Raw genomic sequence first — 12,687 nt, 5'->3', positions numbered from 1 at the left:
GTGCGGTCTCCAAACAACGGAGAATTGGAATGAGCGTCCGGATAGACAACACAGACCGGAAAATACTGGCGGAACTGCAGCGCGACGCCAGCCAATCGCTGGACGATATTGCGCGGGCGGTCGGGTCCTCCAAGACGCCCGTGTGGAACCGGATTCGCAAACTGCGCGAAGCTGAAGTGATCGGCCAGCAGACAGTTGTGCTGGATGCGGACGCGCTGGGGTTCGAGGCGTGCTTTTTCGTCCTGATACGTACGTCAGAGCATGAGGCGGACTGGCAAAAGCGGTTCCTCAAGGCGCTTCAGGACCGCGCCGAGGTGCAGGAGGCCCACAGGCTTGCAGGCGACATTGATTATATACTGAAGGTCCGCGTCGAAAACGCGCGCGCCTACGACCGGTTCTACCAGGCGCTGATTTCAGAAGTGAAAGTGCACAACGTGACAGCGCTGTTGTCGATGGAGCAGATCAAATCAACCACGATGCTGCCGCTGTAATCCGGTGAACACGCGCGTGATGCCCTCCGATGATGCAGGCCGCAGGCCGGGCCGATTACGCAGACGAGGTTGCCAGCCTACAACGATTTGGTCTGCACCATCAGCCTGTCGAGCTTGTGAAAGTGGTAGGTGTTGGCGAATTTTGGCCTCTGCGTGAGGGTCAGACCGGGAAAGCGGTCAAACAAAGCGGGCAGCGCAATATGCATCTCCATCCGTGCCAACGGTGCGCCGACACAAAAATGCAGACCACCGCCGAAAGCGACATGGGCCTTGGCGTCGCGGGTGGGGTCAAACCGGTCCGCATTGTCAAAAAGCGCCGGATCGCGCCCTGCCGCCGCAAGAACCAGACCAATCCTGTCGCCTTTGCGCAAGGTCACATCGCCCAGCTGAATGTCTTCGTAGGCGATCCGGTCGAACATATGCAGCGGCGGGGTGAACCGCAAAAGTTCTTCGCACGTGGCAGCGATATGGTCAGGGCCGAGCGCATCGCGCGGCGTGTTGTGATCCAGCAGGCATTTCACCGCGTTGCCCAAACTGTGGACCGTCGCCTCATGACCGGCATTGAGCAGCAAGATACAGGTTCCGATCAATTCATCGAGGTCGAGTTTTTCGCCGTCCTGCTCGGCGGCGATAAGGCTCGTGATCAGATCGTCGCGGGGATCGTCGCGGCGGGCGTCAATATAGGCGCGCAGAAACGTGGTGAATTCGGCAGCGGCCGTGTTGGCGGCTTCTTCGATCCGCCGGTCCCGGCCCGCCTGATACATCGCCACCATATCGTTTGACCACGCCAACAGCTGGTCGGACATGTTTTCGGGGACGCCGAGCAGGCGCGCGATGATGCGCACGGGCAACTGCGTGCAATAGGCCGTGATCAGATCGACCTCGGCGTTTGCGGGCATCGCGTCGAGCAGCTCATGGCAGATGGCGTGAATATCCGGCTCAAGCCCTTTGATGCGGCGGCTGGTAAAGGCCCGCAAAACAAGGCTGCGCAACCGGGTATGGGTTGGTGGCTCGAGTTCGAGCATGGACACACGCTCCACGCGGTCGAAATCCGTTAAATGATCCGCAACCGGGCGGCGTTGATCCGCGGGAACTTCCCGGCCCAGACGCCGGTCCCGCAGCAGCGCTGCCACCGTCCTGCCGTCAAAAGCTGCCAGCATGTTGTAGTCCTCCCAATACACTACGGGGCCGGCGCTGCGGGCGCTGGCGTAGAAAGGATAGGGGTTCTGCACAAAGGCCGGATCGAGCGGGGATTGGGAAACTCTCTTCATCCGCGCATCAAAAACCTGCCGGACTGGCATTTGCAAGAGCGGCTGCGTAGTCTGTGCTTCTATGAAGGATGGAATGATCAGACGGGGCACGATTGTCGTGCTTTTTGCGCTTGCCGTGGCTGCTGCGACGGCGGTGGTGTGGCGCGTGGCGTCGGAGCAGGGCATGCGCCAGCTGGCCGCGCGCGGTGAGGCCGATCTTGCTCTGGCGAGCGACCGGCTGGTGGGACAGTTGCAACGCTACCGCGACTTGGCGGTGGTGATGGCCGATCACCCGCAGGTGGTCGATATCCTGCGCCGTGGCGGGCCCGTGGTCGCGGATACAGCTTTGCTGCGCGAGGTCGCAGACCAGACTGCAGCGCTCGATGTCATGGTGATCGCGCGATCGGGCGATGTGCTGGCCTCAGCCGCGAACGGGCAGGGCGCTTTGGGTGCGCAATCCTACGTGCAGCGTGCCCTGAACGGTGCGCTGGGTCGCGGATACGGCAGCATTGGGGGGCGCAGTTATTTCAATGCGGCCCCCGTATTCGGAAGCGGCGGCGGGGTCTTGGGCGCCTTGCTGGTGTCCACCGACCTGCGCGGCATCGATTACAGCTGGCGAGGCGATACGCCGGCGGTCTTTTTCACCGACGGGCAAGGCCGCGTTCAGGTGTCAAACAGATCCGAGCTGCTGTATTGGCAGCGTCCCGACGGCGCACCGGGACTACAGCCGCCCGACGGGGCGCAAACCGATTTCGACGTGCGGATGCAAGGCGGGTTCGAAATCTGGCGTCTGGGCTGGGGGCGCTATCTGCCCGGTGAGGCATTGCATCTTGCGCAGGACGTGCCGGTCATCGGGATGCGGGGCGAGGCGCTGCTTGATGTGGCACCGGTGCGCAGCCTTGCTCTGAGCCAGGCGGCGGCGGTGGCGGCGTTGCTTCTCGCGTTTGGCGCTTTGCTGTTTCTCGCCACGGAAAGGCGGCGTACCCTCGCGCGGGCCAATGCGGAGCTTGAAGCGCGGGTTATCAAACGCACACGGGCTTTGCGCGAAATCAACGCAGAGCTGCGCCGTGAAGCCGCAGAGCGGGAAGAGGCACAGGACGCGCTGGCGCAGGCGCAGAGCGAATTGGTGCAGGCCAGCAAACTGTCCGCCTTGGGCCAGATGAGCGCGGGCATCAGTCACGAGTTGAACCAGCCGCTCATGGCGATCCGGTCCTTCGCGGAAAATGGGGTCCAGTTTCTGGAACGGGGCAACACGGGCAAAGCGGGCGAAAATCTGGTTCGGATTGCGGATATGGCCCGCCGCATGGGACGCATCATCAAGAACCTGCGCGCTTTTTCGAAACAGGAAACGGTGCAGCAGACGCGGGTCGAGATTGGCGCCGTGCTCGAGGCGGTGCTGGATATGACCAAGACCCGCCGCGAAGAGATGGGTGTGACGCTGGATTATACCGCGCCCATCCATCCGGTCTGGGTGCGCGGCGGCGAAGTGCGGCTCGGGCAGGTTTTCGTCAATCTGGTTACAAATGCGCTTGATGCGATGGCGGACCAATCTGAGCGTGCGTTGCGGATCATTGTCGAGACCGGCGAACGCGTAACTGTTTCGGTGGCTGACTGCGGACCGGGCATCAATGCGCCGGAACAGATGTTCGACCCGTTTTATTCGACCAAGGAAGTCGGCGCAGCCAAGGGGCTGGGACTGGGGCTGTCGATCAGCTATGCCATCGTTCACAGTCTGGGGGGGGAAATCCGCGGTGCCAACATCGGCACGGGCGCTGAATTTACTGTCAGCCTGCTGCCGATGACCGAGGAGATGGCCGCGTGACCCGCAATGTGCTTTTGGTTGATGATGATCCCGCCATTCGGGAGGCGCTGTCGCAGACGCTCGAACTTGCCGATCTGACCTGCATTCCGACAGGATCATTTGTCGTCGCGCGGGATCATATCGCGCCTGATTTTGCGGGTGTGATCGTATCGGACATTCGCATGCCGGGGCGGGACGGTTTCCACCTGCTGTCGCACAGCCACGACGTAGACGCCGATTTACCGGTGATTTTGCTGACGGGGGAAGGCGATATCCCGATGGCCGTACAGGCAATGGCAAAAGGCGCGTTTGATTTTCTGGAAAAACCTTGTGCTGCCAAGGATTTGATCGCCGTTGTTGAACGGGCGCTCAAGACGCGCGCGCTTGTGCTGGAAAACCGCAAGCTGCGCTATCTGGTTGAATCGGGTGATCCGGCTGCGCGGATGCTTTACGGCAATTCTGCGCTGGCGCAGCGGCTGCGCGAGCGTGTACGGCGCGTGGCGCAGCTTGATGCGGATGTGCTGATCTCGGGCGCGCCGGGCAGCGGCATTTCCAAAGTGGCCGAGGTGATCCATCTCAGCTCCCTGCGATCAAAGCGGCCCTTTATCAAACGCGCCGCTGCGGGGCTCGATCCAGACGGGTTGGCGCAGGCCTTGCGTGATGGGGACGGGGGCAGCCTATTTTTAGACGAGATCAGCCGCCTGCCTGCGCAAAGCCAACTGGCCCTCGCCGAGGCTACGCAGACCCCCGCCAGCACCCGCATCATCGCCGGAACCACGCAGGACATTCAGGAGCAGGCCGACAGCGGTCTGTTCCATGCAGACCTGTATTACCGGCTCGATGTCAGCCCTGTGCGCATACCCGCGCTCGCTGAGCGTCCCGAAGACATTCCTGTGTTGTTTCGGCATTATGTCAGCCAGGCGGCGGAGCAGTCTGGCCAGAAACCACCCGAAATAACGCCGGAAATCGAAGCGGCCCTGATGGCCCGGGAATGGCCGGGCAACGCGCGTGCGCTGATGACGGAAGCGATGCGGTTTGTGGTCGGGATGGGCGACACAGGACCGACCCCCGATGCACATCTTGGCCTCGCCGAGCAGATGGCGCAGGTCGAGCAGACCTTGCTGGAAAACGCCCTGCGCCGTGCCGGTGGTCAGGCATCGGAAGCCGCCCGTGCGCTCAAACTCCCGCGCAAGACGTTCTACGATAAATGCACGCGTTATGGTGTGCGCCCCGACGAATTCCGCGACTGACTCGCGCCTGCGTAATGTGTGCGGATTTTCGCACAACCCGTGCATCCGGTCGTGCGGAATTTCGCACGATTGTCGGGCGGGCTCCGGAATAAAACCGCGTAGTGCGTTGAAATAAAACAGTTATACAAAATCGTTTTGAAGCCGATCATGCGTGTTGATTGGCCGTGTGAAGCACCGCACACTTGCATCAGCGCGGCGCAAACGCCGCCAATCACCAACTCTCTGGGAGGAGACACCATGAAATTTCTCACCATGGCCGCATTGGCCCTGTCCGTATCCGCTGGCGCAGTCGCTGCCGCTTGCGATGATGGCGAAATCGTCATCAAGCTGAGCCACGTGACGAACACCGATAAGCACCCCAAAGGCATTGCTGCTTCCTTGCTGGAAAGCCGTGTCAACGAAGAGATGAACGGCAAGGCGTGCATGGAAGTGTTCCCGAACTCCACGCTCTACAATGATGACCAGGTGCTTGAGGCGCTGTTGCAGGGTGACGTGCAGATGGCCGCGCCGTCGCTGTCGAAGTTCGAGCAGTTCACCAAGCAATTCCGCATCTTCGATCTGCCTTTCATGTTCAAAAACATCGACGCGGTTGATGAATTCCAGAACTCCGAAACAGGTCAGGCGATGAAAGAATCGATGACCCGCCGCGGTCTGCTGGGTCTGGCATTCTGGCACAATGGCATGAAGCAGATGTCCGCCAACAAGGCGCTCATGTCGCCCAGTGACGCCGATGGCCTGAAGTTCCGCGTCCAGAACTCCGATGTGCTCAAGGCGCAGATGGCCGCGATCGGTGGCTCACCCCAACCGATGGCTTTCTCCGAAGTTTACGGCGCGCTGCAGACCGGTGTTGTGGATGGTCAGGAAAACACCTGGTCGAACATCTATGGCAAGAAGTTCTTCGAAGTTCAGGACGGTGTCACCGAAACCAACCACGGCATCATCGACTACATGCTGGTGACCTCGACCGATTGGTGGGACAGCCTGGATGCCGACGTGCGTGACCAGCTGGCGACGATTGTCGAAGAAGTCACAGCGGCCCGCAACGCTGAATCCACAGCTGTGAACGCGGAAGCCAAGCAGGCGATCATCGATGCCGGTGGTGTCGTACGTCAACTTGATGACGCACAGCGCGCCGAATGGGTCAGCGTTATGAAACCCGTTTGGGAGCAGTTTCAGGGCGACGTAGGCCAGGAAAACATTGACGCCGCACAGGCGATCAACGCCAAACACTAAGTGTGACTGGCACGCCTGCTCCCGGCACGACCGGGGGCAGGCGATCCTTTATCCAACATCTCGACAACGGGGGGACACCCGCATGGCGTCGCACGAACGCGAAGAGACCGGCTTGTCGCGGATCATCAGTGAAATCGAGGAAACGGCCATCGCGCTTATCCTCGGGCTGATGACAATCATCACCTTTATCAACGTGGTGCTGCGATACGGCTTTAACACCGGCCTGATCTGGGGCCTTGAAATGGTGACCTTTCTGTTTGCATGGCTGGTTCTGTTCGGGATGAGCTATGCGGTGAAGGTCACGGCCCACCTCGGTGTGGATGCCGTCATCAATCTTTTTTCCGATGGGCCGCGCAGGGTGCTCGCGGTTCTGGCCGGTGTGATCTGCGTGATCTACGCGGGGCTTTTGTTCAAGGGCGCGTGGGACTACTGGGCACCATTTGCAGGGCTCGATGCCACGTCCGGGCGCTTTTTCCCCACGGGTTTCGAAAACAGTCGTGATCAGGCCTGGTACGAGGTCATCGACATTCCCATTCCCGACTGGCTGCGGTTTATCGAACCCATCATGAACGAGGGCGAGGCCTACGAAAAGCTGCCGCGTTTTCTGCCCTACGCGATGCTGCCGTTCGGTGCCGCACTTTTGCTGCTGCGGTTTGTTCAGGCTTTGATCAAAGTTGTGCAGGGTCGCCAGAAATCCCTGATTGTCAGCCACGAAGCCGAAGACGCCATCGATGACGTCAAGCACATGAACGCGGAGCGATAAGTCATGGAAGTTGTTGTTCTTTTCTCGATGGTAGTCGGTCTGATGCTGATCGGCGTTCCGATTGCCGTATCGCTTGGCCTGTCCTCCATCGTCTTTCTGCTGGTGCTGAGCGACACGTCGATGGCCTCTATCGCGCAGACCTTCTTTCAGGCGATGGCGGGGCACTACACGCTGCTGGCGATCCCGTTCTTCATTCTGGCGTCATCGTTCATGTCCACGGGCGGTGTGGCCAAACGGATTATCCGGTTTTCCATCGCGCTTGTCGGGCACCTTCCGGGCGGGCTGGCCATTGCCGGTGTGTTTGCCTGTATGCTGTTTGCCGCGCTGTCGGGGTCATCGCCTGCAACCGTGGTGGCCATCGGGTCAATCGTGATCGCGGGAATGCGGCAGGTCGGCTATTCCAAGGAATTCGCGGCAGGCGTGATCGCAAACGCGGGCACGCTGGGCATTCTGATCCCGCCGTCGATCGTGATGGTGGTCTATGCCTCTGCGACGGATGTTTCGGTCGGCCGGATGTTTCTGGCCGGTGTGATCCCGGGTCTGATGGCGGGCACGATGCTGATGCTGACGATCTACATCATCGCCAAGGTGAAGGACCTGCCAAAAGGCGATTGGTTGGGTTGGGGGGAAGTCTGGGCTTCGGGCAAAGAGGCAGGATGGGGATTGTTTCTGATCGTCATCATCCTTGGCGGTATTTACGGCGGTATCTTTACGCCGACCGAAGCGGCGGCGGTTGCGGCGGTCTATGCCTTTCTGATCGCGACCTTCGTGTACCGAGACATGGGCCCGCTTCATGTCGCGGGTGAGGGACGCAACCTGAACCTGCTCGAGAAACCCAAGGCACTGGTGACCGTCTTCTTTCACCGCGACACGAAGAATACGCTGTTCGATGCAGGCAAGTTGACGGTGACGTTGATGTTTATCATCGCGAACGCGTTGATCCTCAAGCACGTGCTGACCGATGAGCAGATCCCGCAGCAGATTTCTGCTGCAATGCTGAATGCCGGTTTTGGGCCGGTGATGTTTCTGGTCATTGTGAATGTGATCCTGTTGATCGGGGGGCAGTTCATGGAGCCCTCGGGCCTGTTGGTCATCGTGGCGCCGTTGGTCTTTCCGATCGCGATAGAGTTGGGCATCGACCCGATCCATCTGGGCATCATCATGGTGGTCAACATGGAAATCGGGATGATTACCCCACCCGTCGGTCTGAACCTGTTTGTCACATCCGGCGTGGCGAACATGCCGATGATGAAAGTGGTGCGTGCGGCATTGCCGTTTCTCGCGGTGCTGTTCGTGTTCCTTATCATGGTGACGTATATCCCGATCATCTCCACGTGGTTGCCGACGTTGATGATGGGCCCCGAAATCATCACCAACTGATCCGGGAAGCATGAAAGACTAACGGGCGCGGACCATCGCAGGTGCCGCGCCCGTGGTGCGTTCGGGATTGAGTTTAAAGGGCAAGATGAAGGGGCGGTCTGGCCTAGCTGTTGGCAAGCGCCGCCACGATCGGCAGAAAGTCCGATGCCTTGAGCGATGCGCCCCCGACGAGTGCACCGTCGACATTTTCTGCCGCGAAGATTTCAGTGGCATTGCTGCCTTTGACGGAGCCGCCGTAGAGCAGGGCGATATTGTCCGCGACCTTTGCGCCGAAACGGTCGTCGAGCTGTGCGCGGATGAAATCGTGAACTTCGGCGATCTGCTCTTGTGTCGGGACGTGCCCCGTGCCGATGGCCCAGATGGGTTCGTAGGCGATGACCGTGTTCTGCGCGGTCACCCCGTCGGGCAGGGAGCCTGTGAGTTGGGTGGCGATATGATCGAGCGTCGTGCCTGCCTCGCGGGTTGCAAGGCTTTCGCCGCAGCAGATGATCGCGGTGAGACCCGCGGCCCATGCCGCGGCAGCCTTGTCCGCGATATCCGCGTCGGTTTCGCCGTGGTCATCGCGTCTTTCGGAATGGCCGATGATGACGAATGTCGCACCTGTATCCCGGATCATCGGAGCGGAGATGTCTCCGGTGTGGGCGCCTTTTTGCTGCGGCGCGCAGTCTTGGGCACCGATGGCAATAGCGCTTTCGCCCGTCGCTGTCGCCGCGGCGTGCAGCAGTGTCGCCGGTACGCAGATTGCGACCTCGGTCGGCCCGAGGTCGGGCAGGTCCTTGTGAAGGGTGTCGAGCTCGGTCAGATCGGCGCGCAGGCCGTTCATTTTCCAGTTGCCGGCGGCAAGTTTGCGTCGCATGTGATCCCCGTTTTTGAGTGCTTGCTTTCGTGTGCCTAGCACTCTGCGACCGGACGCACAATCGAGGTGCTCTGGGGGCCGAAGGGGGGTATTAGTCGAACTTGATCGACTCGCCGCAGCCACATGCCTCGGTCACGTTGGGGTTTTTAAATTTGAAACCGGATTCCAGAAGTGTCGTTTCATAGTCGATTTCTGTACCGAAAAGGAACATTTGCGCCATCGGAGCGATCATCACACGCGCGCCGTCCTGTTCGACAACTTCGTCGTTCGGATCGGGCGTATCCACATATTCCATCGTATATTCCATACCCGCGCATCCGCCTTTTTTGACGCCGATGCGCAAACCGGCATGGCCTGCGCTGGTCATCAGCTTGGAAATCTGGCCCGCTGCTTTCGGGGTGATGGTGACGGCCTGCTTGCCTGGAATGCCGAACATGTGTGGTGCTCCTTTGAGGTCAAGATAAGGGCGCGGGGGGGTAAGCTCAAGAGGGGCTAGTAGCCCAGTGCGGCCAATGTGGCCATCGTGGCAAAGCTGGCAGCGAGGGCCCAACCGAAAGATGCCAATGTGCCGATAATCACATACTCACTCAGCCGCTGGTCGCGGGACACGGTATCGAACCGGAGGATCGATTTTGCCGCGATCAGAAAACCGATTGCGGAAGGCTCGCCGATCATCACCATCAGGAATATCAATCCGCGCTCCATCACGCCAATGATCCGGCCTGCGTATTCAAGCCCGTCGGGTTGTGCGTGCGCCTTGAAGCGCACCATCAGATGCCCTACAGCGGGACCGCCGGCCAGACTGGCGGTGATAAGGCCACTGACGACCAGCGCAATCTGTATCATGTCTGCCGACAAGGGGGGCCAGAGGGGCTCGAGCAGCCAAAGAGGCAGCCAGACCACCGCGCCGAGCAGCACGGCGAAATGTGCCGCCTGATCCAGCAGGTAGGTCCGCAGGGTGTCGGGAGCCAGATGGACCTTTACCGCATCGATGATCACATGGCTGAGGGCGACGCCCAGCGCCAGCAGCATCGCCCCCCCGGACAGAAGGGCGGTTAGTGCGAAAACGTGCAGCCCATGCATCAGCAGGATTAGCGGGCGCTGTTTATTGAGCACCATATGCGTTGTCTGAAACACGAAATCGGCCAGCAGATGGGCGGTCACCAGCGCGATCAGCAATTCGATCGTAGGGAGGGGCATGAGCAGGATATTCATGGGGTGGCTTTCCCGAATTGCAATGGTTTTTGGTTGCTATTTTCCGTTGCAACCATTCGATGCTTCATTGCGCTTCGACCACTTCACACGCTTCGATGAGATCGCTGAGCGCTGCCCCTTCGGCCTGCTTTTGCACCATCTGCCTGCTTCGCCCCAGCTGTTCCGCGAGCGCGGTTTGCGTCGGCGGAGAGGGGGCGAGGAGGGCCGCGGCAACCTCGGCCTGCTTGGGCGTCCAGCCTTGTGCGATCCGGTCGGCCAGAGGGGCCGCTGCGCGCAGGGGAGCATTTGCGCCGGGCGCGGACAAATGGGCGTGGCGGTTCATCGTGTCGAGCGCGTGACCCGATGCCACGAAGGCCGGTCCGTCCGCCGCGGTGACATCACCCTCGGTGACCGTTCCTGCGCCGATACCGATACCGATGCGTGTGTCGTGATTTTTGCCCGTCGCCCTGACAAGAGCGCGCACGAGAAGGGCGCCGCGCAGCGCGTATTTCGGATCAACCGCCATCTGCCACCCATCGCCGCGGAACCGCGCGAATGGCACGGTCGTGCCCTGCCACTTGCCGATCTGCGCCGCGGCACGCGCGAGCGCGGCGAACACCGCGTCCAGCGCATCCGGCGACATGGCGGTGGATTTGACAATATCACCCGTAAAGACGGCCCAGTCCTGCATGTCTGCCTCGTGTTCTTTGTTGGCGTCAGTCTGCCAGCCCGTCGACCGCGTGGCAAGAAATGCAAAACGGGCCGCCCGGCAGAGCGACCCGTATTAAATCAAATCAGGGGGCGGCTTACATAAAGCCCAGTTCCAGACGCGCTTCGTCCGACATCATGTCCATGCCCCACGGGGGTTCCCAGACGAGGGCCACGTCGACCTGCTTGACGCCTGCGATGGGTTCGACAGCATCGGCGACCCAGCCGGGCATTTCGCCCGCGACAGGACAGCCCGGTGCCGTCAGCGACATCTTGATGTCCACCTCGTTCTGGTCATTGATGTCGATGGTGTAAATCAGGCCCAATTCGTAGATATTTACCGGAATTTCCGGGTCATAGACGGACCGGCAGGCATCGACCACCTGTTCATAGAGCGGGTGATCTGTGGTGGAAGGGGCAATCAGCGGGGTGCCTTCCATTGGGGTCTGTTCGGTCATCTGCGCCTCGTCTCAGCTGTTCCTGAGTTTTTATATAGGGATTGCGGGCAGGGGCGTAAAGGGACGCACCCTGCGCTATTTTTCAACCTTCGTTGATATCGCGGGTTACCACACGTGCACCACTGGATTGCCGACGAAAGACAAACTTCAGAATGATCCACGCCACCAGCGCCAGACCGGCAAAAAGAGCCAGCAACGCCGCGGGGTTGCTGACGAGGCCCAAAGCGGTGACACCTGCCATGGCAAGTGCGGCCAGACCGAACCCGAGGAAAATCGCGCCCGGCGCAAAAAGCTCAAGCAGGCCAAGCGCCAGGGCCACACAGACCCAGACCCACCAGATGTTCAGGATGCCTTCGGCAGCAATCATGCCCGACCTCCCTTGAGCAGTTTGAACGCATCGCCAAAGGCCGCGAGTGCTTCCGTGGGGACGATGACCGTCTGGTTGCCCTCACCGGCTCCCATGACGCTGACAGCCTCGACCTGCTTCAAAGCAATCTGGTATTGCGCCGCTTCCAGTCCGTTTTCGTTGATCGCATCCGCCACGACCTGCGTGGCATATGCTTCGGCATCCGCAAGCACGCGGCGCGCCTTTGCCGTCTGCTCGGAGGCGTAAAGCTCTGCGTCAGCAGCCAGCTCGACCGCGCGTTTCGAGCCTTCGGCTTCGGTCACCTGGGCGCGGCGCGCGCGTTCTGCGTTCAGCTGTTGCATCATGGCCGCGCGGGTCGCCGCATCTAGGTTCACATCGAGAATTTCGGCGCGCGTCACCTCGATCCCCCAGTTTTCGACTGCATCCTCGACGTTGGTTTTGATCGTCGCGATGAGCGCCGAGCGGTTCGCCTGCACTTCGTCCAGATCCATCTTGCCGATTTCGGCCCGTACGATACCGGCGACGGTCGTGGCGATCGCGTTATCGATATCGCGGATACGGTAGACCGTCTTTTCCGGCTCGATGATCCGGTAGAAAACGGATGTGTCCACCTGCACCAGAACGTTATCGCGGGTGATCGCATCCTGGCTCGCTGTGGGGAGTTGGCGTTCGAGGATTGAGATGCGGTGCGCAACCTTGTCGATGAAGGGGGTGATCATGTTGATGCCCGGCCCCAGCACCGAGCGCAGCCTGCCGAAGCGTTCGACGACATGCTGCTCAGATTGCGGGACGATCTTGACGGCCTTGAACACCAACGTCGCCAAAAGCGCAGCCAGCAGGAGAAACACCAGATTGCTCTGGATGGCATTCAGTATCAATTCTTCAATAGGCACTAATCGTACTCCTCAAAGCGCTATCTCATACAAGATATGGGTT

At 60.3% G+C, this 12,687-nt stretch carries 14 protein-coding genes; 6 read left to right on the top strand and 8 right to left on the bottom strand.

Annotated elements, in window-relative coordinates:
- Positions 1-29 precede the first annotated feature (29 nt).
- Positions 30-491: an Lrp/AsnC family transcriptional regulator gene (locus K3756_RS09660; RefSeq protein ID WP_259986964.1), complete on the top strand. Its 462-nt coding sequence runs from the start codon at positions 30-32 to the stop codon at positions 489-491.
- A 77-nt stretch (positions 492-568) separates the two neighbouring features.
- Here K3756_RS09660 and K3756_RS09655 read toward each other — a convergent pair whose 3' ends face one another.
- Positions 569-1,762, bottom strand: a complete 1,194-nt coding sequence (locus tag K3756_RS09655; protein ID WP_259986963.1) for a cytochrome P450 — start codon at positions 1,760-1,762, stop codon at positions 569-571.
- A gap of 73 nt (positions 1,763-1,835) precedes the next feature.
- Between K3756_RS09655 and K3756_RS09650 the strand changes: the two genes are divergently transcribed.
- The 5 genes from K3756_RS09650 (at position 1,836) to K3756_RS09630 (ending at position 8,168) form a co-directional block, all read left to right on the top strand.
- Entirely contained in the window at positions 1,836-3,563 is a 1,728-nt protein-coding gene (locus tag K3756_RS09650; protein WP_259986962.1) for an ATP-binding protein, read from the top strand.
- Entirely contained in the window at positions 3,560-4,792 is a 1,233-nt protein-coding gene (locus tag K3756_RS09645; RefSeq protein ID WP_259986961.1) for a sigma-54 dependent transcriptional regulator, read from the top strand. Before K3756_RS09650 ends, K3756_RS09645 begins: the two co-directional genes overlap by 4 nt.
- A 237-nt stretch (positions 4,793-5,029) precedes the next feature.
- Entirely contained in the window at positions 5,030-6,025 is a 996-nt protein-coding gene (locus tag K3756_RS09640) for a DctP family TRAP transporter solute-binding subunit (RefSeq protein WP_259986960.1), read from the top strand.
- An 82-nt stretch (positions 6,026-6,107) separates the two neighbouring features.
- A complete protein-coding gene (locus tag K3756_RS09635) occupies positions 6,108-6,788 on the top strand; it encodes a TRAP transporter small permease (protein ID WP_259986959.1) in 681 nt (226 codons plus the stop codon).
- A gap of 3 nt (positions 6,789-6,791) precedes the next feature.
- Complete coding sequence (locus K3756_RS09630; protein ID WP_259986957.1) at positions 6,792-8,168, top strand: TRAP transporter large permease; 1,377 nt, start codon at positions 6,792-6,794, stop codon at positions 8,166-8,168.
- 103 nt (positions 8,169-8,271) lie between these two features.
- Here K3756_RS09630 and tpiA read toward each other — a convergent pair whose 3' ends face one another.
- The 7 genes from tpiA to K3756_RS09595 form a co-directional block, all read right to left on the bottom strand.
- Complete coding sequence (gene tpiA / locus K3756_RS09625; RefSeq protein WP_259986955.1) at positions 8,272-9,024, bottom strand: triose-phosphate isomerase; 753 nt, start codon at positions 9,022-9,024, stop codon at positions 8,272-8,274.
- 91 nt (positions 9,025-9,115) lie between these two features.
- Entirely contained in the window at positions 9,116-9,460 is a 345-nt protein-coding gene (locus tag K3756_RS09620) for an iron-sulfur cluster assembly accessory protein (RefSeq protein ID WP_259986954.1), read from the bottom strand.
- 56 nt (positions 9,461-9,516) lie between these two features.
- Entirely contained in the window at positions 9,517-10,239 is a 723-nt protein-coding gene (locus tag K3756_RS09615) for a DUF3307 domain-containing protein (protein ID WP_259986953.1), read from the bottom strand.
- 64 nt (positions 10,240-10,303) lie between these two features.
- The gene (locus tag K3756_RS09610) at positions 10,304-10,909 is read right to left on the bottom strand and encodes a hypothetical protein (protein ID WP_259986952.1); all 606 of its coding nucleotides are present in this window, start codon (positions 10,907-10,909) and stop codon (positions 10,304-10,306) included.
- A 115-nt stretch (positions 10,910-11,024) separates the two neighbouring features.
- Positions 11,025-11,384: an SUF system Fe-S cluster assembly protein gene (locus K3756_RS09605; protein ID WP_259986951.1), complete on the bottom strand. Its 360-nt coding sequence runs from the start codon at positions 11,382-11,384 to the stop codon at positions 11,025-11,027.
- Between the two features lie 82 nt (positions 11,385-11,466).
- Positions 11,467-11,751, bottom strand: coding sequence for an NfeD family protein (locus K3756_RS09600; protein ID WP_259986950.1), 285 nt, complete (start codon positions 11,749-11,751; stop codon positions 11,467-11,469).
- Positions 11,748-12,644, bottom strand: coding sequence for an SPFH domain-containing protein (locus tag K3756_RS09595; RefSeq protein ID WP_259986949.1), 897 nt, complete (start codon positions 12,642-12,644; stop codon positions 11,748-11,750). The genes K3756_RS09600 and K3756_RS09595 overlap by 4 nt, the downstream gene beginning before the upstream one ends.
- Positions 12,645-12,687 lie beyond the last annotated feature (43 nt).

The organism is Sulfitobacter sp. S190 (assembly GCF_025141935.1).
In the GTDB taxonomy this organism is placed as follows: Bacteria; Pseudomonadota; Alphaproteobacteria; order Rhodobacterales; family Rhodobacteraceae; genus Sulfitobacter.
The sequence above is the reverse complement of the archived record's forward strand: the minus strand, read 5'-3'. Positions and strand labels throughout refer to the sequence as shown.

Excerpts from the sequence above, each read along its gene's own strand:
- K3756_RS09660 (WP_259986964.1), top strand. The coding sequence starts at position 30 with ATGAGCGTCCGGATAGACAACACAGACCGGAAAATACTGGCGGAACTG.
- K3756_RS09655 (WP_259986963.1), bottom strand. The coding sequence starts at position 1,762 with ATGAAGAGAGTTTCCCAATCCCCGCTCGATCCGGCCTTTGTGCAGAAC.
- K3756_RS09650 (WP_259986962.1), top strand. The coding sequence starts at position 1,836 with ATGATCAGACGGGGCACGATTGTCGTGCTTTTTGCGCTTGCCGTGGCT.
- K3756_RS09640 (WP_259986960.1), top strand. The coding sequence starts at position 5,030 with ATGAAATTTCTCACCATGGCCGCATTGGCCCTGTCCGTATCCGCTGGC.
- K3756_RS09635 (WP_259986959.1), top strand. The coding sequence starts at position 6,108 with ATGGCGTCGCACGAACGCGAAGAGACCGGCTTGTCGCGGATCATCAGT.
- K3756_RS09630 (WP_259986957.1), top strand. The coding sequence starts at position 6,792 with ATGGAAGTTGTTGTTCTTTTCTCGATGGTAGTCGGTCTGATGCTGATC.
- tpiA (WP_259986955.1), bottom strand. The coding sequence starts at position 9,024 with ATGCGACGCAAACTTGCCGCCGGCAACTGGAAAATGAACGGCCTGCGC.
- K3756_RS09620 (WP_259986954.1), bottom strand. The coding sequence starts at position 9,460 with ATGTTCGGCATTCCAGGCAAGCAGGCCGTCACCATCACCCCGAAAGCA.
- K3756_RS09615 (WP_259986953.1), bottom strand. The coding sequence starts at position 10,239 with ATGAATATCCTGCTCATGCCCCTCCCTACGATCGAATTGCTGATCGCG.
- K3756_RS09610 (WP_259986952.1), bottom strand. The coding sequence starts at position 10,909 with ATGCAGGACTGGGCCGTCTTTACGGGTGATATTGTCAAATCCACCGCC.
- K3756_RS09605 (WP_259986951.1), bottom strand. The coding sequence starts at position 11,384 with ATGACCGAACAGACCCCAATGGAAGGCACCCCGCTGATTGCCCCTTCC.
- K3756_RS09600 (WP_259986950.1), bottom strand. The coding sequence starts at position 11,751 with ATGATTGCTGCCGAAGGCATCCTGAACATCTGGTGGGTCTGGGTCTGT.